Origin of the sequence: Achromobacter ruhlandii, assembly GCF_002082135.1 — a bacterium.
GTDB classification, from domain to species: Bacteria; Pseudomonadota; Gammaproteobacteria; order Burkholderiales; family Burkholderiaceae_B; genus Achromobacter; species Achromobacter ruhlandii.
This window is the reverse complement of the sequence record NZ_CP017433.1, coordinates 3,456,489-3,476,963: the sequence shown is the minus strand read 5'-3', so window position 1 is coordinate 3,476,963 and position 20,475 is coordinate 3,456,489. Positions and strand designations below refer to the sequence as shown.

Annotated in this window: 13 protein-coding genes; 9 read left to right on the top strand and 4 right to left on the bottom strand. The window is 68.6% G+C overall.

What is annotated here, in order from left to right; all coding sequences use genetic code 11:
* The first annotated feature begins 54 nt into the window (after positions 1 to 54).
* From AruCF_RS15595 to AruCF_RS15560, 8 genes are all read left to right on the top strand, one after another.
* Positions 55 to 1,641, top strand: a complete 1,587-nt coding sequence (locus AruCF_RS15595) for an ABC transporter substrate-binding protein (protein WP_049077874.1) — start codon at positions 55 to 57, stop codon at positions 1,639 to 1,641.
* Positions 1,642 to 1,651: 10 nt separating this feature from the next.
* Positions 1,652 to 2,620, top strand: coding sequence for an ABC transporter permease (locus AruCF_RS15590; RefSeq protein ID WP_049074141.1), 969 nt, complete (start codon positions 1,652 to 1,654; stop codon positions 2,618 to 2,620).
* Positions 2,617 to 3,519, top strand: coding sequence for an ABC transporter permease (locus AruCF_RS15585; RefSeq protein WP_049074140.1), 903 nt, complete (start codon positions 2,617 to 2,619; stop codon positions 3,517 to 3,519). The genes AruCF_RS15590 and AruCF_RS15585 overlap by 4 nt, the downstream gene beginning before the upstream one ends.
* Entirely contained in the window at positions 3,519 to 5,150 is a 1,632-nt protein-coding gene (locus tag AruCF_RS15580) for a dipeptide ABC transporter ATP-binding protein (protein WP_049074139.1), read from the top strand. Before AruCF_RS15585 ends, AruCF_RS15580 begins: the two co-directional genes overlap by 1 nt.
* On the top strand, positions 5,143 to 6,819 hold the full coding sequence (locus AruCF_RS15575) for an amidohydrolase (protein ID WP_049074137.1): 1,677 nt from the start codon (positions 5,143 to 5,145) through the stop codon (positions 6,817 to 6,819). Before AruCF_RS15580 ends, AruCF_RS15575 begins: the two co-directional genes overlap by 8 nt.
* A gap of 1 nt (position 6,820) precedes the next feature.
* Positions 6,821 to 7,807, top strand: coding sequence for a CobW family GTP-binding protein (locus tag AruCF_RS15570; RefSeq protein ID WP_049074135.1), 987 nt, complete (start codon positions 6,821 to 6,823; stop codon positions 7,805 to 7,807).
* Between the two features lie 142 nt (positions 7,808 to 7,949).
* Complete coding sequence (locus tag AruCF_RS15565; protein ID WP_049074133.1) at positions 7,950 to 8,342, top strand: nuclear transport factor 2 family protein; 393 nt, start codon at positions 7,950 to 7,952, stop codon at positions 8,340 to 8,342.
* Between the two features lie 39 nt (positions 8,343 to 8,381).
* Positions 8,382 to 9,809 carry an NAD(P)/FAD-dependent oxidoreductase gene (locus AruCF_RS15560; RefSeq protein ID WP_049074132.1) on the top strand — a complete coding sequence of 476 codons (1,428 nt, stop codon included), beginning with the start codon at positions 8,382 to 8,384 and terminating at the stop codon, positions 9,807 to 9,809.
* 84 nt (positions 9,810 to 9,893) lie between these two features.
* Here the strand turns inward: AruCF_RS15560 and AruCF_RS15555 are convergent, their stop codons facing one another.
* On the bottom strand, positions 9,894 to 15,338 hold the full coding sequence (locus AruCF_RS15555; protein WP_049074131.1) for a S6 family peptidase: 5,445 nt from the start codon (positions 15,336 to 15,338) through the stop codon (positions 9,894 to 9,896).
* 412 nt (positions 15,339 to 15,750) lie between these two features.
* On the opposite strand from AruCF_RS15555, the gene AruCF_RS15550 reads away from it, so the two are divergent.
* A complete protein-coding gene (locus tag AruCF_RS15550; protein WP_235432663.1) occupies positions 15,751 to 16,902 on the top strand; it encodes an MFS transporter in 1,152 nt (383 codons plus the stop codon).
* Between the two features lie 193 nt (positions 16,903 to 17,095).
* Here AruCF_RS15550 and pdxR read toward each other — a convergent pair whose 3' ends face one another.
* The 3 genes from pdxR to AruCF_RS15535 all read right to left on the bottom strand — a co-directional run bounded on the left by pdxR (position 17,096) and on the right by AruCF_RS15535 (position 20,443).
* Positions 17,096 to 18,619: a MocR-like pyridoxine biosynthesis transcription factor PdxR gene (gene pdxR, locus AruCF_RS15545; protein WP_049074128.1), complete on the bottom strand. Its 1,524-nt coding sequence runs from the start codon at positions 18,617 to 18,619 to the stop codon at positions 17,096 to 17,098.
* A gap of 167 nt (positions 18,620 to 18,786) precedes the next feature.
* Positions 18,787 to 19,614 carry an ABC transporter permease subunit gene (locus tag AruCF_RS15540; RefSeq protein WP_049074127.1) on the bottom strand — a complete coding sequence of 276 codons (828 nt, stop codon included), beginning with the start codon at positions 19,612 to 19,614 and terminating at the stop codon, positions 18,787 to 18,789.
* Positions 19,607 to 20,443 (bottom strand): taurine ABC transporter ATP-binding protein, encoded by an 837-nt coding sequence (locus AruCF_RS15535; RefSeq protein ID WP_049074125.1) that lies wholly within the window; start codon positions 20,441 to 20,443, stop codon positions 19,607 to 19,609. Before AruCF_RS15535 ends, AruCF_RS15540 begins: the two co-directional genes overlap by 8 nt.
* Between the last annotated feature and the right edge of the window lie 32 nt (positions 20,444 to 20,475).

Genomic DNA, 20,475 nt, shown 5'->3' with positions numbered 1-20,475 from the left:
AGCGCCATAGCCATCGTGTGAATGGCTCATGCCAACAATGCCAAGGGGTGGATGATGCGCAGCGCGACACGCGGCTTTGCCGCAATACTGACAGCATGGGCAATGGCGGTCGGTGCGCCGGCTGCGCGGGCCGCCGATGCGCCCAAGCCGGGCGGCACGCTGGTGATCGGCTCGACCCAGGTGCCGCGGCACCTGAATGGCGCGGTGCAATCGGGCATTGCCACGGCGCTGCCCAGCGCCCAGCTGTTCGCCAGCCCGCTGCGCTACGACGCCAACTGGAAGCCGCAACCCTACCTGGCGCAGTCGTGGGAACTGGCGCCGGACGCCAAATCGCTGACCCTGCATCTGCGCCACGACGCGCTGTTTCACGACGGCCAGCCGGTCACGTCCGAGGACGTGGCGTTCTCGGTGATGGCGGTCAAGCAGAATCATCCGTTCCAAAGCATGCTGGCGCCCGTCGAACGCGTCGACACGCCCGATCCCTACACCGCCGTGTTGCGCATGAGCAAGCCGCATCCGGCGATCCTGCTGGCGCTGTCGCCGGCGCTGATGCCGGTGCTGCCCAAGCACATCTACGGCGACGGCCAGGACCTGAAGAACCATCCGCGCAATTCCGCCAACGTGGTCGGCTCGGGCCCGTTCACGCTCAAGGACTTCAAGCCGGGCCAGGAGATCGTGCTGGAGCGCTTCGACAAGTTCTTCGAAAAAGGCAAGCCCTACCTGGACCGGGTGGTGGTGAAGATCAATCCCGACGCCACCAACCTGCTGATCGGGCTGGAGCGCGGCGACATCGGCGTGCTGCCGTACATGACCGAGCCGACCATCCTGCGCCGCGCCAAGGACAATCCGCAGATCGTCATGACCGATCGTGGCTACGAGGGCATCGGCGCGCTTGGCTGGCTGGCGTTCAATACCGCGCGCAAGCCGCTGGACGACGTGCGCGTGCGGCAGGCCATCGCCTACGCCACCGACAAGGGGTTCATCACCAAGGCGCTGAACGCCGGCTTCGCCAAGCCGGCGGACGGGCCGATCGTGGCCTCCAGTCCCTACGCGACCCCGGACCTGAAAAAGTATCCGCTGGACCTGAAGAAGGCCGAGCAGTTGCTGGATGAAGCCGGCTTCAAGAAGGACGGCAAGGGCGAGCGCATGGCGCTGACGGTCGACTACATGCCGGGCAGCGACGTGCAGGGCAAGAACGTCGCCGAATACCTGCGCAGCCAGTTGAAGAAGATCGGCATCGCGGTGCAGGTGCGCGCCTCGCCCGACTTCCCGACCTGGGCCAAGCGCATCGCCAGCCATGACTTCGACATGACCACCGACATCGTCTTCAACTGGGGCGATCCGGTGATCGGCGTGCACCGCACCTATCTGTCGAGCAATATCCGCGACATCATCTGGACCAACACGCAGTCCTACAGGAATCCCAAGGTCGACGAACTGCTGGCGCAGGCCGGCACCGAAACCGACGAGGCCCGGCGCCGCGCGCTGTATGCGCAGTTCCAGCAGATCGTGACCGAGGACCTGCCGATCGATTTCCTGACCATCATTCCGTACCACACGCTGTCCTCCAGGAAGGTGCATGGCCTGCCCGATGGCATCTGGGGCCTGCTGTCGCCGCTGGACGACACCTGGCTGCAATAGGAGAGCGGCCATGTTGCGCTATCTCGCGCGTCGCATCGGCTATGCCGTGGTGCTGCTGCTGGCGGTGGTGACGCTGAACTTCCTGTTGATCCACATCTCGCCGGGCGATCCGGTCGAGACCATCGCCGGCTCCATGGGCGGCATCAGCGAGGAACTGCGGGCCCAGCTGCGCACCCAGTACGGGCTGGACCGGCCGTTCCTGGTTCAACTGGGGCTGTATCTGTCGCAGGTGGCGCGCGGCGACCTGGGCTATTCCTACTTCTTCAACCTGCCGGTGGCGCAACTGATCTGGGAGCGGGTGCCGGCCACGCTGCTGCTGGTGCTGACGTCGGTGTCCAGCGCCTTCCTGGCGGGCACCGCGCTGGGGGCGCTGGCGGCGCGCAAGCCCAACGGGCCGCTGTCGCAGGGCATCACGCTGCTGTCGATCGTGGGCTATTCCGCGCCGGTGTTCTGGACCGGCATCATCCTGATCATCCTGTTCGCGTCGCTGCTGCCTTGGTTCCCGGTGTCGGACATGCGCTCGGCGGGCGGGCCCGAGGGCGGCTGGGCCGGCACGCTGGACGTGCTGCACCACCTGGTGCTGCCGGCCTTCACGCTGGCGTTCGTGTACCTGGCGCAGTACAGCCGGCTGGCGCGCGCCAGCGTCATGGACGCGTTGGCGGCCGACTATATCCGCACCGCCCGCGCCAAGGGCCTGCCCGAGCGCACCGTGCTGTACCGGCACGCGCTGCGCAACGGCGTGCTGCCGGTGGTGACCATGCTCGGCCTGCAATTCGGCAACGTGCTGGCCGGCGCCATCCTGGTGGAAACGGTCTTCAACTGGCCGGGGCTGGGCAGGCTGGCGTTCGATTCCGTGCTGCGGCGCGACTATCCGACCCTGCTCGGCATCCTGCTGTTCGCGTCCCTGCTGGTGGTGGTGATGAACCAGCTTACCGACCTGGCCTACCGGCTGATCGATCCCAGGATAAAGACCTCATGAGCCACGTTCCTCCCGCCTTGTCCGGCGCGCCCGCGCCGGCGGCCGCCCGTGCGGCGCGGCCATCGTACGAAGCGCTGCGCGCGTTCGCCCGCAATCCGGGCGCGCTGATCGGCTTGCTGTTGCTGGCCGCCATCCTGGCGGTGGTGCTGATCGGCCCTCTGGTGATGCCGGCCGATCCCTTCGAGATCGCCAGCGCGCCGATGGAGCCGCCCGGCGGCGAGCTGCTGCTGGGCTCGGACTATATGGGCCGGGACGTGCTGACCGGCATCATCCATGGCGGCCGCGCCACCTTGCTGGTCGGCGTGGTGGCGGCGGTGCTGTCGATGGCCATCGGCATCACCGTGGGCGCGCTGGCCGGCTACTACGGCGGCTGGGTCGATGAAACGCTGATGCGCATCACCGAGTTCTTCCAGGTGCTGCCGGCGCTGTTGTTCGCCATGGTGCTGGTGACGCTGTTCTCGCCGTCGCTCGGCACCATCGCCGTGGCCATCGGCGTGGTCAGCTGGACCGCCACCGCGCGCCTGGCGCGCGGGGAATTCCTGAGCCTGAAGCGGCGCGAATACGTGCTGGCCGAAAGAGTGATCGGGTCCAGCAACGCGCGCATCATCTGGCGCGTGATCCTGCCCAACGCGCTGGCGCCGCTGATCGTCTCGGCCACGCTGGCCATCGGCACCGCCATCCTGTTCGAGGCGGGCCTGTCGTTCCTGGGGCTGGGCGATCCCAACGTGATGAGCTGGGGCCTGATGATCGGCAGCAACCGGCCCTACATCCTGACCGCCTGGTGGGCGGTGACGTTGCCGGGCGCGGCCATCTTCCTGACGGTGCTGGCGGTCAGCCTGATCGGCGACGGCCTGAACGATGCCCTCAACCCCAAGCTGGCCAGCAAACGGAGAAGCTGATGAGCGCCTTGCTTGAAGTCCGCGATCTCGGCGTGTCCGCCGCCCACGGCGGCCCGGCGGTGGTGCGCGGCGTGTCCTGCACCGTCAACCGCAACGAAATCCTGTGCGTGGTGGGGGAATCGGGATCGGGCAAGTCGGTCACCGCGCAGGCCATCATGGGGCTGCTGCCGCCGGATCAGTTGCGCGTGACCCAGGGCCGTATCCTGTACGACGGGCGTGACCTGGTGGGCCTGTCGGCGGCCGAATGGCAGGGGCTGCGCGGCCGCAAGTTCGGCATGGTGTTCCAGGAGCCCATGACGGCGCTCAATCCCGTCATGCGCGTGGGCCGGCAGGTGGAGGAGGTGCTGGCCTGGCACACGGACATGGACGCCGACGCGCGCAGGCAGCGGGTGCTGGAGCTGTTCGGCCAGGTGTTGCTGCCCGATCCCCGCGCCATGTACGCGGCCTTTCCGTTCCAGTTGTCCGGCGGCCAGCGCCAGCGCGTGGTGATCGCGATGGCGCTGGCGCTGGAGCCGGACGTGTTGATCGCCGATGAGCCCACCACCGCGCTGGACGTCACCACGCAGGCGCAGATCCTGGCGCTTATCAAGGACATCCAGCGGCGCATGGGGATCGGCGTCATTTTCATTACCCACGATTTTGGCGTGGTGGCCGACATTGCCGACCGCATCGTGGTGATGCGCCACGGGGCGGTGGTGGAGGCGGGCGCGGCCGCCGAGATCCTGAATCGGCCGCAACATCCCTACACCCGTCAATTGATCGCGGCGGTGCCGCACAAGCCCGAGGGCAAGGAGGAGGCCGCCGCCACGCCGCCGCTGATGACGGTGGCCAAGCTGTGCAAGACCTACGTCACCGGCGGCCGCCGGGTCGAGGCGTTGCGGGATATTTCGCTGGAGATCCGCCAGGGCGAGACCCTGGGACTGGTGGGCGAATCGGGCTCGGGCAAGTCCACGCTGGGCAGCGCGCTGATCGGCCTGGTGGCGCCAGACAGCGGCAGTGTGCGCCTGGACGGCCGCGAACTGGTCGGCATGACGCCAAGGGATTTCCGGCCCTACCGGCGTCAGATCCAGATGGTGTTCCAGGACCCTTACGCTTCGCTCAACCCGCGCCAGCGCGTGATCGATTCGGTCGCGCAGGGGCCCATCGGGTTCGGCGAAAGCCGCCAGACCGCGCTGCGCGAGGCGCGCGAACTGCTGGCCCTGGTGGGGCTGGGCGGCGACGCGGGCGAGCGCTATCCGCACCAGTTCTCGGGCGGCCAGCGCCAGCGGGTCGGCATCGCCCGCGCGCTGGCGCTCAAGCCGCGGCTGCTGGTGGCCGACGAGGCGGTCTCGGCGCTGGATGTGTCGATCCAGGCGCAGGTGCTGGATCTGCTCAAGACCATCAGCGGCCAGTTCGATCTGTCGGTGCTGTTCATCACGCATGACCTGCGCGTCGCGGCGCAGATCTGCGACCGCATCGCCGTGATGCGGCACGGGCAACTGGTGGAGCTGGACCGCGCCGCCACGATTTTCTATCACCCGCGACACGAATACACGCGCCGCCTGATCGATTCGGTGCCGGGCAAGGCCTGGAACAAGCCCGACCTTCAGGCGCTGTCGGACATCACGAACAGGAGCAAGCAGCATGCATGACGCCCCGCATCCGGGACCGGCCCAAGCCGCCCGCACCACCATTTTTGCCGCCCGCGCCATCCTGACGATGAACCCGGCCCAGCCGCGCGCCACGCACGTGGCGGTGCGTGATGGCCGCATCCTGGGCGTGGGCAGCCGCGAAGACCTGGCCGGCTGGGGACCGGCCGAGCTGGACGAGCGCTACGCCGACCACGTCCTAATGCCGGGGCTGGTGGAGGGGCACTGCCATCTGCCGGAAGGGGGCATGTGGCAGTTCGCCTACGTCGGCTACTACGACCGCCGTGGGCCCGACGGCCGCGTGTGGCCAGGCCTGAAAAGCTTCGCGGCGGTGGCCGCGCGCCTGCGGGAATTCGCCGCCGGCCTCGCGCCGGAACAGACACTGATCGGCTGGGGCTTCGATCCCATTTTCTTCGGTGGCCAGCGCATGAGCGTGCGCGACCTGGACGCGGTGTCGGCCGAGCGGCCGGTGGTGGTGATGCATGCCAGCATGCATCTCATGAATGTGAACACGCCGATGCTGGCCCGCGCCGGCATCGACCGCGATACGGATATCGAAGGCATCAGCCGCTTCGCCGACGGCCAGCCCAGCGGCGAGCTGTGCGAATTCGCCGCCATGTTCCCGGTGATGCGGCTGATCGGCAATCCGTTCCGCACCGTGGGCCTGTCGGAAAACGGCCTGCGCATGTTCGGCAAGGTGGCGCAGTGGGCCGGCGTCACCACCGCCACGGATCTCGTCAACGAACTGGGCGATGAGGGCCTGGCGACGCTGGCGCGGGTCACGGCCGAGCCCGACTACCCGGTGCGCATCGTGCCGGCGGCGTCGGCGCTGACCTACGCCGGCGACCCGGCCGCCTGCCTGGCGAAGCTGCGCGAGGCGGGCCGGCTCAATCATGGCAAGCTGCGCCTGGGCATGGTCAAGCTGGTGGTGGACGGCTCCATCCAGGGTTTCACCGCCAGGGTGCGCTGGCCGGGCTATTACAACGGCGCGCCCAACGGCATCTGGGTCATCGCGCCGGGCGAGCTGGACGGGCTGGTGCAGGCCTATCACGAGGCCGGCGCGCAGCTGCACATCCACACCAATGGCGACGAGGCCACCGAGCTGGCGATCGACGCCATCGACCGCGCCTTGCGCCGCAGCCCGCGGCGCGATCACCGCCACACGCTGCAGCATTGCCAGATGGCCGATGCCGCCCAGTTCCGCCGCATGGCCAGCCTGGGCATGTGCGTGAACCTGTTCGCCAACCATATCTTCTATTGGGGCGACGCCCACCATGCCCTGACCATGGGGCCGGACCGCGCCAATCGCATGGACGCCTGCGCCTCGGCCGCGCGGGCAGGGGTGCCGTTCGCGATTCATTCGGACGCGCCGATCACGCCGTTGGGGCCGCTGTTCACTGCCTGGTGCGCCGTCAACCGCCAGACCGCCTCGGGGCGGGTACTGGGCGAGTCCGAGCGCATCAGCGTCGAGGCGGCGTTGCATGCCATCACCCTGGGCGCGGCCTACACGCTGCACATGGACCACCTGGTCGGCTCGATCGAGGTCGGCAAGCACGCCGATTTCTGCGTGCTGCGCGACGATCCGCAGGAGGTGCCGCCGCAACGGCTCAAGGACATCGAGGTGCTGGGCACGGTCATCGGCGGCCGGCCGCTGGCGCTCCAGGCAGCCTGACATGGCGCGCATCCCGCTGACGGTGGTGGGCGGTTTCCTGGGCGCCGGCAAGACCACCTTGCTGAACCACGTGCTGGCGGCCGGCCGCCGCCGCGCCGCGGTGCTGGTCAACGATTTCGGGCCGGTGGATATCGACGCCGGCCTGCTGGCGCAGCGCGCGGACAAGGTGATCCGGCTGGCCAATGGCTGCGTCTGCTGCTCGATGGCCGGCGGCCTGGACGACGCGCTGGCGCGGGTGCTGGCATTGGATCCCGCGCCCGAATGGATCGTGATCGAGGCCAGCGGCGTGTCCGACCCCGGGCGCATCGCGCAGGTGGGCCTGTCGGATCCGCTTCTGCAACTGGAGGCGGTGGTGGTGCTGGTGGATGCCAGCGGCATCCGCGACACGCTGGCCGATCCCCTGCTGGCCGATACCGCGCAACGCCAGCTGCGCGCGGCCGACCTGCTGGTGCTGAACAAGACCGACCTGCTGCCGGCGGCCGGCCTGCCGGCGCTGCGCGACTGGCTGCGGCTGCAGTCGGGAGGGGCGCCGATCGTGGCGACGCGGGAGGCGCGGGTGGAACTGGCGATGCTGGCCGGCGGCCTGCCCGAGAGCCATGCCTCCTGCGGCCCACATTGCGGCCACGCGGCGCACGGGCCGGCGGCCGGCTTGCCGATGGCTGCCGCCGGCGCGGCGCGGGCGCCGCGGGGCGACGATCCCCGGCATCCCTTCCAAAGCTGGCTGTGGCCGGCGCCGGCCCTGTTGCACGCCGACCGCCTGGCCGACGCCCTGCGGCAATTGCCGCGCCATTGGTTGCGGGCCAAGGGCTGGGTGCGCACGGAACGCCACGGATGGGTGCTGGTGCAACTGGCCGGGCGGCGGGTGCGTTTCGATACGCGCGCGGCGCGTCCGGCCGAGGTGCGGTCGCCGGGGCTGGTCTTCATCGGCATGCGCGGCCTGACGCGGGGCGAAGAGGTCGCGGCGCGGCTGGCGCCGGCGGCGGCTTGAGTCGCTGCGCCATCGTCCGCGCGGGCGGCCGGCTGGTGCAAGCGATTTGCCGCGTCTGGTTCTAGACCCTGCCCGACCCCCCGCGTACCTTGGGTCCAGAGCCTGGGCGCATGTCGCGTCCGGCGATCGAGGAGGGTAGGCAATGCAAAAGACCGTCACCGTGGACATGCTGGCCGAGTTCGCGGCCGCGTGGAACCGCCACGATATCGACGCCCTGATGTCCTTCATGAGCGAGGACTGCGTCTTCGAAACGGTGGGCGGGCCCGAGCGCTGGGGCGTCCGGCACAGCGGCCGCGAGGCGGTGCGCGCGGCCTTCGCGGCGGCCTGGAAGAACTTTCCCGATGCGCAATGGAACAACGGCCGACACTGGGTGGCGGGCGAGCGCGGCGTGTCGGAAAGCACCTTCACCGGCACGGCCGCGGACGGCTCGCGGGTCGAAGCCGACATGGTCGATGTGTTCACCTTCCAGGACGGCAAGATCCGCGTCAAGAACGCTTTCCGCAAGCAACGCCCGGCGCTGCCGGCCCGCGCCTGAGCCGACGCCGCCACCGGACCCCGCCCCATGGATGCCGCTATGTCCTCCGATCTGCCGAATACCGTCGGTGCCGTCGTCGATCCCGCCGCCGCGGCCGCCAGTCCGGCCGCCAGCGCCTACAACCCGCTCTACGATCCGCTGGTGTCGCCGCCGGGGCGCGGGCAGGAGTACGCGCCGACCTATTGGGTCGGCACGGCCGGACCGCCGCCGGCCGACGACGGCCCGATCCAGGGCGACATCGAGGCGGACGTGGTCATCGTCGGCTCGGGCTTCACCGGCCTGTCGGCGGCGCTGGCGCTGGCGCGCGACTACGGCGTGAGGGCGGTGGTGCTGGAGGCCAACCGCGCCGTGTGGGGCTGCACCAGCCGTAACGGCGGGCAAGGGCAGAACGCCTCGGGGCGGCTGTACCGCTCGCAATGGATCGAACGCTGGGGGCTGGATGTCGCGCGGCGCCTGGATGCCGAGATCCACGAGGGCTTCGATTACTGGAAGAGCCTGGTGGCGCAGATCGATTGCGACGCGCAGCCCGGCGGCCACCTGTACACCGCGCACCGCGAGAAGAAGATGGACTTCCTGCGCAACGAGGCGCGCGTCATGCGCGAGCAGTTCGGCTACGACACGCGCATGCTGACCAAGGCGGAACTGCGCGAGCGCTATGTCGACGACCACGAGGCGGTGGGGGCCTTGCACGAGCCGGACGGCATCGGCGTGCATCCGTTGAAACTGGCCTATGGCTACATGCGCCAGGCCCGCGCGCTGGGCGCGCGCGTCCATCCCGGCAGCCCGGTGTTGGGATGGAGCGAGGAGGGCGGCGGCTACCGGCTGCATACGCCGGGCGGCACGGTGCGCGCCAGGCGGGTGGCCTTCGCCACCGGCGGCTACACGGCGCAAGGGGTGAACGGCCTGCTCGACAACCGCATCATGCCGATCCTGTCCAATTCCATGGTGACCCGGGTGCTGACGCCGGACGAACGCGCCCGCGCCGGCCTCAAGAGCACGGTATTCATCACCGACACGCGCACGCTGCGCTTCTATTACCGGCTGCTGCCGGACGGCCGCATGCAGATCGGCAGCCGCAGCGCCCTGCGCGGCGCCGACGCGCAGCATCCGCGCCATCTGGCGCTGCTGCGCGAAGGGCTGGCGCGCAAGTTCCCGGCGTTGCGCGGCGTCGAGGTGGACTACTCCTGGTGGGGCTGGGTCGACGTCAGCCACGACATGATGCCGCGCATCACGCAGCCGGACCCGGCGCGGCAGGTGTACTACGCCTTCGGCTATGGCGGCAACGGCGTGTCGTTCTCGGCCCATGCCGGCCGCCGTCTGGCGCAGCGCATGATGGGCCAGGACGGCCTGTCGTGGAACCTGCCGATCTATGACTCGCCGCTGCCCGGCCACCTGTTCGCGCCGTTCCGCCGGCTGGGGCAGGCGCTGCTGTATCGCTGGTACTACCTGCGCGACGAAGTGCTGTAGCGGCGAGGGCGTGGCGCGGAATGCGCCCGGACCATCGGCGAAGCGGGGCCGGGCGCGGTGGGCCGCGTTCAGAAAGGGGCGCGCTCAGAACTGATAGCGCACCCCGATCTGGCCGTTGTAGTCGTGCTTGAGCTTGCCGGCGAAACTGCTTTCCACCTGGCTGTAGAGGCGCCAGTTGGCGGACAGCCTGGCGTTCAGCGACAGGTTCACCAGATAGCGGCTGTCGTCCGCCATCGGGTTGCGCAGCACATCGTCCGGACTGCCGTTGTTCACGATGTCGATGCTGCCGCCGCGCCGCAGGTTCTGCAGCCGGAACAATCCGGCGGACACGGCCAGCGCATGCTGCGCATCGGACTGCAGGTTCAGGCCGACGGCCGCGCCGATCTTGGCGTAGACCGGCCGGCTGGCATTGACGCGCACATCGACACTGTCTTTGCCGCCATGCAGGGTGTAGCCGCTGGTGGCGCCCGCGACGACTTCAGCCGATGGCTCGATGAAGGCGCCGCCGTTGAGCAGGTTCAACCGCCATCCCGCCTGCACGCTGGCCAGCAGCGACGTTGACCGCGCGCCCTGCGCGGCAATGTTCAGTTGGCTCGGGAACTGGTAGGTTTGGTTGGTTTTCAGGTACTTGGCGATGACGTCGACGAAGGGGCCGTCTTCGTGGATCAGGGCGTAGTAGAGGCCGATGCCGCCCGTGGTGTGCCGCTCCGACAACGCGCCGTCGCCCTGGCCGGAACCCTGCGTGTAGCTGCCCATGATGCCGTACAGCTGCCTGCCCTGCTTGCGGTCGAGGCCGAATTGCAGCGTAGTGTGCTTCAGGCCGATCTGCTGGTAGTCGGCGCGCCCGTGGCTGGTCTTGATCCAGAGTCCGGCGTCTTCATTGAGCTGGCGCACGTCGCCCAGGCGCTTGTCGAGCTGGTTGGTTTCGAGCACGAAGGAGACGCGCGGCAGGCTGGCCAGCGTGCCGGTGCGCGCGATCTGCCGGCGCACCTCGGTGATCTGCCGGATGGTGCCTTCGTCCGCCGCCACGCCCGCCTGTCCCAGGCGCTTGACGATTTCCTCGCGCGACCCCAGGGCGTCCAGCTCGGACAGCTTCAACGACACGGCCGTGAACAGGGACAGGCCCGGCCTGGTCTGCGCGCCGCCGCCGGCATCCGGGGTGACGACAAGGACGGGATCGTCGGCGGGCGGTGGCGCGGGTTCGGTTGCGGCGGGATTGCCGGGGGCTTCAGGTGAGCCGGAGGAATCGCCCGTTTGCGGCGTGTCGGTGGCGCCGGGGTTGGTGGCGGGGCCGGGATCGCCATCGGGCGCGGGCGCGTCGCCGGGACTGGCGCCGCCGCCCTGCGGCGTCTCGATCTCCGGCGTTTCGGCGGGCTTTTCCACCGGTGGTTCCGCAGGTTTTTCGACTGGCGGGTCAGCAGGCTTTTCGACCGGCGGGTCGGCGGGCTTTTCGACCGGCGTGTCGGCAGGTTTTTCGACCGGCGGTTCAGCAGGTTTTTCGACCGGCGTGTCGGCAGGTTTTTCGACTGGCGGGTCAGCAGGCTTTTCAGCCGGCGTGTCGGCAGGTTTTTCGACCGGCGGTTCCGCAGGCTTTTCGACCGGCGGGTCAGCGGGCCTTTCAACCGCCCTGTACGCCAACTGCCATTTTTTCTCCGTGTCGGTGCTGACGATTTCAAGGTTGGGTACGTAGACGGTCAGGCCCTGCGTGACCGAGCCCGTCTTGAAATAGCTGTCGGACGTGCTCACCGGCGCGGAGGCCAGCAGCAGCCTGCCGCTGGCGTTGTCCGGCACCTCGCCACGAACCAGGAGCGTGAGGTCCAGGCTGTTGTCATCGCCCAGCGCCTCGGTGGCGACGCGGATGCTGTCGCTTGCGCCGTCCTGGGGCCGCGCGGTCAGGGCGAAATGCACGCCGCTGGCGTTCAGGGTGCCGGTTTGCAGGGTGCGCGGCGTCCAGTCGGCCGCCTGGGGCTGGGACAGCTCCACGCGGCCGCCCGTCGGCAAGTGCAGCGCGTCGAACTGGCGATCCTGGCTCAAGCGCCAGGGTGCGTCGTCGCGCATGCTGACGAACCACCATTGCCGCTGGCCGGCGTCATGGCTGACCGCCAGGCCGCCGAGCCACGGGTTGCCGCCCGAAGATGTGTCGGCCGCGCCATCGGTGTAGGCCTGCTCCAGTTGAAACAGGTCAGCCGGCGCGGAGGCCGGGGCGCTCAGCAACAGGTCTTCGCGCGCGACGGGCGCGGCGCTGGCGGGGCGGTCGCCGAATTCGGTGATTCGCAAGCGGTTGCCGCTGCCGCTCAGCCCGGTGGTGATCGTCAGCCGGTCATGATCGCCGCCGTTCGGATCGACCCGCAAGGCAAACGTGCTGTCCGTCGCGGCGACGGTGTCGGCCGTCAGGGTGTAGGCGGGCAGGATTGCCGCCGCCGGCGACAAATTGCCGGGCATGTCGGGGCCGGACTGCGCCCGCGCCATGAATCCATTCCGTGTCTGGGTCATGTCGTCAAAGCTCAACAGCGCCTGGCTCGCCTGGAGTTGTTTGAGCGTGGAATCGCCCGTGACGATCCAGTGGGCCGTTTCCTGGATCCGCATGCTGGCCTGCGCCGCGTTCACGCTTCCCGCGTAGACCGTTTCCGGCGCGTCGGTTGGGGCCGACGCGCCCAGCGTGATGCGGCTGGCGGCCGGGCTGGACAGGTCGCTGAACGAATGGCTGCCCGGCGCCAGGTACAGGGTCGCATTGTCGCCCTGCAATGCGATGGCCTGGGTGAAGTAATGGGCCGGACCCTCGGGCGCGCCGGCCAACGTCAGCGCCGCGCCGTCCGCCAGCGTGACGGCGCCGTCGTCGTACCAGCCGCCCGAGGCCTTGAGATGCGCGCCGCGTTCCAGCGTCAAGGGACTGCCGGCGAACCGGCTGTGACCTGTCAGCGCCGCCTGATCGGAAAGCACGCTGACGGCGCTGTCGCTGGCGTCGATGGCGCCGGCGAACAATTCGCGGATTTCCAGCGTGGAACTGTCCTGCAAGGTGACCTTTCCGTGGTAGCTGCTCTTGTCGGCTTCCGTGGCGGCGATGGAGGTGCCCCGTTCCGGTTCCTGCGCCAATGGGCCGCCGTCGTTCTTGTTGATATACAGCGACGGGCTGCCCAGGATGACCCGCGCGCGGCGCGCATCGATGTCGCCCTGCAGCGTAGCGTTGCGCGCCAGGCGGAAAGTGCTGTCCGTCAGCGCCAGCTTGCCGAGGGTGAAATGGCGCGTTTCCCAATCCGGCTGGTCGAACGATACGGATTGAGTCAGGACCGAGTCATCGCCGAGATCCCGCAGCATCTGGGCGACATCCGGCGTATTGATGGCATGGATGACGGGATGCCCCTGGAAAACCACTTCGCCCTGGCGCGCGCTGACGGCGTTGTCGCCAATGGCAATGTCGCCGTCGGCGATGAAGGCCGTGTTCGCCTGGTTGACGATGTCGACGTCGAGATTGTCTGTCAGGCTTCCCGCGAAAATGAACTCGGTGCGGGTGGGAAAATACTCCCGCTTGCGCGCGTTGGCCAATTCCAGCGCGAGATTCTGGCGTTGTCCAGCGTATTCCCAGTAGTCGTCGCTGGTTTGGGTGTCCGCCGAAGGAACGGTCGCGAAGCTGTTCTGCTTCAAGACGAAATAGTTTACGCCGCGCCTGTACAGGTCGCCGCGTACCCCGGTACCGGGGCGCGACGGCATGATGATGTAGTCGGTGACCGCGGCGGGGCCGACCGGGCTCAGGTTGACCGTCACGCCGGCCTTTCGCGCGGCGCGGTTGGCGATCGTGGCGCCATGGTCCAGGGCGTTGTCGGCGAGCTGATTGAACGTGATGTCGTTGCCGTTGATGTCCAGCACGCCGCCGCGCGCGCCCCACTGGATGCGGTCGGGATTGACCTGCCTGGCGTCGCCCAGCACGACTTCGGCGCGGCCGCTGGCAATGGTGATGCCGGCGAATGCCTGAACCTTGTCGTCAGCGCCTGGCTGTTGCGAGAGGATGACCTTGCCCTCACCCACGCGCAGGCCGCCCGGGTTGACGCCGGTGCCGCCGATGGCCAGGGTGCCGGCGCCGATCTTGTGGAGGTTGTCGCCGGCCACGCCATTGACGTTCCACGCGACCGTGACGTCCTGCTTCACGTCGATGCCCGCGCCCATCCAGGTCTGGTTCGTGTCGGGGGAAACGGTGTAGTCATTGTGGAAAGTCAGTGCGCCGGCGCCCTGGTTGACCGAGTCTTTCAGGCGGATCTGGCCGGCGCCCGCGCCGCTCGCGGTGCGAAAGGCGAGGTTCTTTCCCGCATCCAGGCCAGGGAAGTCGAGCGCGCTGTTGGCCAGCGCAAACGTCGGCGACTTCTTGTAGCCGTGCATGGCGTAGGCGGGGCCGGCTGTCTGTTGCAGGGCGCCCGTGCCCTGCGTACTGTCGAAGGTCCAGGCCAGCGCCCCGTTGCCGGCCGTGTGGATGACGTCCGGGTCGTTGTCCTTCTTGAGAATGCCGTCGATGAAGTCGTCGGGCAGGTGCGACCAATAGACGTAGCTGCCCTGTTCGGACATTTTCAGGTCCGCCGCCGTGCCGGCGACCACCCATTGTGCCTTCGCGGCGTCCCACGCAAACAGGGGGGAGCCGCTATCGCCTTGCTCCACGTATGACGGCAGCAGGCCCTTGTCTCCCTGGGCGATGACGAAAGTCTCGTTCGACCAGGTCGGCGTCACCATGCCGCCCGTCGCCCATCGATAGGCATAGCCGAGATAGTGCTCGCCGTCCTTGAGAGGCATGTCGACAGGGTTGGGATCGACATCGGCCATGTTGACGCCCAGGTCTGGATTCGGGCCGACGAACTGGATACCCATGCCGACGCGGTAGAACAACGGAAACTGCTGGCGCTGCGCCTCTGTCCAGCGATCCCTGTCGTTGCCGTTCAGCGCCGACACCGGCGCCCGCGCCACCACGGACCTGGCGATGGGCGCGACGTCGGTCACCAGTTTGCTCATGCGGGTAAGGTCGAAATCCCATTCCTGGGTGTAATCGCGGATCGCATGATAGTTGGGATGCAGGTCTCTCCTGATCTGCGAGTACACCGTGCCGCCGAAGCGGGCCTCGTCGTGATCGACGTTGTGCGCCACGCCCACGGCGTACTGGGGCGCGATCAGGGTTTCAATGGCGCGGTCGTTGCTGACGCTGGAAAAATCGATGAACGGGATGGCGGCGCTTGTATTGCCGCGCAGCGTGCCATCCTTGTTGAGGATGGGAATGCCCAGGGCGCCGGGCTGGAACGCCCCCTTGTTCTCGGCGAAATCGCGGTAGGTCTGGTAGGGAATGTCGATGCTGACGTAGCTGGCGCAGGCCGCGCCTGGCAAGAGGGCGGCGGCCAGCAGGGGCAGGCAGGCCGCGAGCGCGGCGCGCCGGCCTTGCCCGCGAGCGCGCCGGGTGGCGCCGGGGGGCGAACCCCGCTTGCGCGCGCCGCAGACTTCGGAGACCGGGACCAGCTGGTTTTGATGGTTGTACTTGAGCGAGTAGATCTTGTTCATGGACAAAGGGGCAAACGCCCATGGGAGCGCGGGGGCGGGCATCGGGGGGCGGCATCGCCTCGAAGCTGGCGGCCGGTGTCCGCCGCGCCGCGCATTTCGGGATTTCAGCCCGGCGACGGTGAAGGGATTTCCTGGACGGCGTATTCCCGTCCTCCCTGCTGGGATGGATTGAACTTGAGTTTGGCGAGCCTGGCGTCGCAGTCGTCGATAAATCAGACGGCTTCAATCTCAAGGCGTCGCGTCGGCGGATTCGACCGGATTCCTGGTAATGTTCTGCAACCCTGGAATCTCCCCTTTTGCAGAGATGCGTCGTCCGCCGCTTGCCATGCCGTCGCCCCGCGCCCATCCGCCTAGCCGCGGGCCGCAGGCGGCCGCCGCCCTGTTGGGCGACAGATTGCCCGCGCGGCTGCTTGTGCCTTATCTATTGGCGGCGCTGGCGCTGGCGATTGCCTATGGCGCCAGCTTCCTGCTGGTCGATGCCTTGCGCGCGGCCGGCTTTGACGCGGCCGATGCCGGCAACGTCATCAGCATCGGCACGGTGGCGACGCTGATCGGAGCCGGTGGGGCCGGCAGGCTTGCGCAACGCGCCGGTATCCTGCCCGTGATCGCGGCGGCCGCCGTGGCCATGGCGCTGGCGATGGCCTGCTTTGCCGTGGTTGGCACGGCCGGCATCGGGATGGCGTATGCCGGCGGTGTGCTGCTGGGGCTGGGCTGGGCGCTGTGCTACATGCTGGCGCCGATCCAACTGATCCATTGCCTGAAGCCGGCGGCGCGGCTGGAGGCCCTGACCCTGTTGTCCGGTTCGCAGATGCTGGGTCTGGGGTTGGCCGCGCCGCTCGGCCATTTCCTGGCGGACAGGTTCGGCGGCGCCCCGTTCGCCTTTGCCGTCTATGCGGCGCTCTGCGTCGTGGCGGCCGCGGTGGCGTGGGGACTGCGGCGTCCGCTGGCGCGCCTGCCGCAGCTGCCGCTGGACGCCGTGGCGCTGACACCGCCAGCGATGGCGCGGGTACTGGGATCCCGCGCCGCGCTGCCGGTCCTGATGATGGCCTTGTCCGCCTGTACATTTGCCGGCTTGTCCACATTCCAGAGTCTGTACGCGAGGCCCTTGCAGCTGACGCCGGACACGTTCTTCCTGACCTTCACCCTGACCACGGTGGCGCTGCGCTTTTCGGTGGCCTCGCTCATCGGCAGACTGCCGTTGCGGCCGCTGGCGCTGTGCCTGTTCCTGCTGACCCTGGCGGGCATCGCGCTGCTGGCGCTGAACCCCGGCAGCGTCTGGCTCTATGTCGGCGCCACCGTGCTGTTCGCGACCGGCTATGGCCTGACGTATTCGACCCTGAACGCGATGGTCGTCAACCTGGCCGGCGAGTCGAACCTGTCCATTCCGGTGGCGTCGCAGGTGTTCACCCTGGGCTACTTCGCCGGGGCGTTCGGCTTTCCGTACGTCGCGGGCAGGCTGATCGCCGCCCACGGCATCGGCGTGGCCTTGGTCGTGATGAAGGCGCTGGTCGCGATAAACATCGCCATCATCGGCGCGGTGCTGCTGCGGACCCGTCAAGGCTGACCGTCGCGCCGGGCGGCGTCATCCGGCCGTCTGGCGTGCGGGTTCCATGCCATGCGCGCGCGGCCGCGCGGCGGGCCTGAAAAGGCCGTGGCGCCCGCGTCGGTCGGCGTGAGGCAAGGCGAGGGGGGGCGGGATGGCACGGTGCGCGGCGGCCCCATGCGGCCACCCTATGCGGCCACCCCATGCGGCCACCCTATGCGGCGGCCCGCAGGCGGAAGCGGTGCACCACCTGCGCCAGCTTCTCTATGCCCGGGCCGATATGCTCGGCGCGAATGGAGGTGAAGCCGACCCGCAGGAAGTTGCGCGGCGCGCCGCTGGCGTCCATGAAGAACACCTGGCCCGGTTCCACCACCACGCCTTCGGCCAGCGCGGCCTGCGCCAGCTCCGTGGCATCCAGCCATTGCGGTCCCTTGAGCCAGCACGATGACGAGCCGGTGATGGGCACGGCGGTGAAGTCGGGCAGCCAGCGCGCCAGCGCATCGGCCAGTTCCGCGCCGCGCTTCTGGTACGCCTGCGACTGGCGCCGCAGCAGCGAATGGTGGTGCCCCAGCGATATGAACAGCGAGAACGCGCGCTGAATATAGGCGGACGGGTGGCGCAGCATCAGGCGGCGCAGCGCGCGCAGTTCGGCGGTGAGTTCGCGCGGCGCGACGATGTAGCCGATGCGCAGCCCCGGCGCGAACGACTTGGCCAGGCTGCCGACGTAGATCACGCGGCCGTCGCGGTCCAGGCTCTTGAGCGCCGGGATGGCGCCGTCGCCCCAGCGGCTTTCGCTTTCGAAGTCGTCCTCGATGATGAGGCTGTCGGCCTGGCGCGCCAGCGTCAGCAGTTCCTCGCGCCGCGCCGGCCCCAGGGTCACGGTGGTGGGGCACTGGTGGCCCGGCGTGACGAACACGTAGTCGCAGCCCAGCAGATGGGTGCCGGTGCGCAGGCCCTGGTCGTCCACCGGCAGGGGCAGCAGGTGGCGGGTATGGCTGGCGAAGATGTTGCGCGCGTCGGGGTAGCCGGGGTCCTCCATGCCGACCACGGTGTCCTCGTTGACCAGCAGGTCGGCCAGCAGGTAGAGCGCGTGCTGGGCGCCGACGGTGATGACGATCTCCTCGGCATCGGCCCAGACGCCGCGGCGCGGCAGCACCTGGCTGCGGATCTGTTCGATCAGCGCGGAATCGTCGTGGGTGATGAGGTCGGGCGCCCAGCTGCGGATGTCCAGCACCGACAGGGCCTTGATGCAGCATTCGCGCCATTCGGCGGTGGGGAACAGGTCCTGGTCGAACTGGCCATAGACGAAGGGGTAGGGCTGCTTCTGCCAGTCGCGCGGCTTGACGATGTTGCGCTGGCGGCTGGGACGAAAGCGCAGCCGCTCGTCCCAGCGAACGTGGTCGACCGACGAGGGAGGCTCGCCGTCCATGCTGGGAGGCGCGGCGCGTCCTTCGAGCACGCCGTCGTGGACGAAATGACCGCTGCGTTCGCGCGATTCGAGGTAGCCTTCGCTGACCAGTTGCTGATAGGCGAACACCACGGTGTTGCGGGCAATGCGCAACTGATCGGCCAGGTAGCGGCTGGATGGCACCGGCGCGCCGGGCGGCAGGTGGCCGCTGAGGATCGCCGACACCAGCATCTGCCGCACGCGGCCCTGCAGGCTGAGGTTGGGGGCGCTTTCCCGTTCGAACAGGCGTTCCCACAACACAGGCTTGAGCATCGAGGCCTGGCTGGACATGGCGGCTCCTTGTAGGGGGCGTGTCTGGCCCGGTCGGCACGCTGGAGCGGCCGACACCGGGGACGCGCTCCCAGGATAGAGTAGCCGTGCGAAAAAAGGAATGCGGGATTGCCCTGTCAATGGGTATGGCGTTGGCGTATCGGCGCAAAAATGGAACGGTGAGCGTCCTAGACCCGTCCCTTCCAAGGAATTGCGAACCTCTCCAGATACCGCACCAGCAGATCGAACGCGAAGGCGAACACGCCGATCACGATGATGCCCATGATGACCGTGTCGCTGGCCAGGAACTGCGCGGCGTTCAGCACCATGAAGCCCAGCCCGCGATCCGCCGCCACCATCTCGGCGGCCACCAGCGTGGTCCAGCCGACGCCGATGCCGATGCGCATGCCGGTGAAGATCTCGGGCATGGCGGCCTTCAGGATCACGTGCCAGACGATCTGCATGCGGCTGCCGCCCATGGCGTAGGCGGCGTGGATCTGCTCGATCGACACCGAGCGCACGCCGGCGCGCGCGGCGATCGCCATGGGCGCGAAGATGGCCAGGTAAATCAGCAGGATCTTGGGGAATTCGCCGATGCCGAACCAGATGATGATGAGGGGCAGGTAGGCCAGCGGCGGCAGCGGACGGTAGAACTCGATCGGCGGGTCGAAGATGCCCCGGGCGTAGCGGTTCACGCCCATCAGGATGCCGACCGGAATGGCGGTGGCGCAGGCCAGGAAGAAGGCCGAGAACACCCGCGTCAGGCTGGCCAGGGCATGCTCGGCCAGGGTCGAGTTGGCCACGCCGTCGGTCATGGCGGAGATGAACTTGCCGTATACCGCCTGCGGCGACGGCAGGAACAGCGGCTTGACCCAGCCGGCGTTGGTGGCCAGGAACCACAGCGCCAGCAGCGCGATGCTGGTCAGCAGGCTGATGTGGCCGCTGTAGCCGGCCCCGGGCGCGCCGTACACCTTGCCGGGCGCGGCGGGCCGGCGGCCGCCCAGCCCGCTAGGCATGGACGGCCTGCGCGTCGGCGGCGGCAAGTTCGTCGCCGTAGATGATGCCGAGGACTTGTTCGCGCATGGCGATGAAGTCGGGACTTGATTTGATGCCGCGGCCATCGCGCGTCTCCAGGTAGCGCCGGTTGAAGTCCGGCTGGAAGGTGTGGGTGATGCGTCCCGGGCGCGGCGACATGACGATCAGCCGCGAACCCAGGAACAGCGCCTCTTCCACGCTATGGGTGATGAAGAAGAACATCTTTCCGGTCTGGCGCCAGATATCCAGCAGCAGCTCCTGGATGGTCTCGCGCGTCAGCGCGTCCAGCGCCGCCATCGGCTCGTCCATCAGCAGCATGGCCGGGTCGCAGGTCAGGGCGCGGGCGATGCCGACGCGCTGCTGCATGCCGCCCGACAACTGGTAGATCATGTGACGGTGGAAGTCCTTCAGGCCCACCAGCTCCAGGTTGCGGCGCGCGCGGGCGCGGCGCGTCTCCTTGTCCACGCCTTGCAGCTTGAGGCCGAATTCGGTGTTTTCCAGCACGTTCAGCCAGGGCAGCAATGCGTGCTTCTGGAACACCACGCCGCGGTCGGCGCCGGGGCCGGTAATGGGGCGTCCGCCCAGCGTGATCTCGCCGTCGGTGGGCGACAGGAAACCGGCCAGGAGGCTCAGCAGGGTGGTCTTGCCGCAGCCGGAGGCGCCCAGCGCGACGACGAATTCGCCGGGTTCGATGGTCAGGTTGACGTCCTGCAATGCGATCACCGGTCCGCTGTCGTGCAGGCCGGGGTAGGTGACGCTGACGTGGTCCGCGCGCAGGGCCTGCGCGGCGGGCGTGGCGGGTGGAGTCATGCGGGGTCCCCTTGCATGGTGCGACGCCCGCG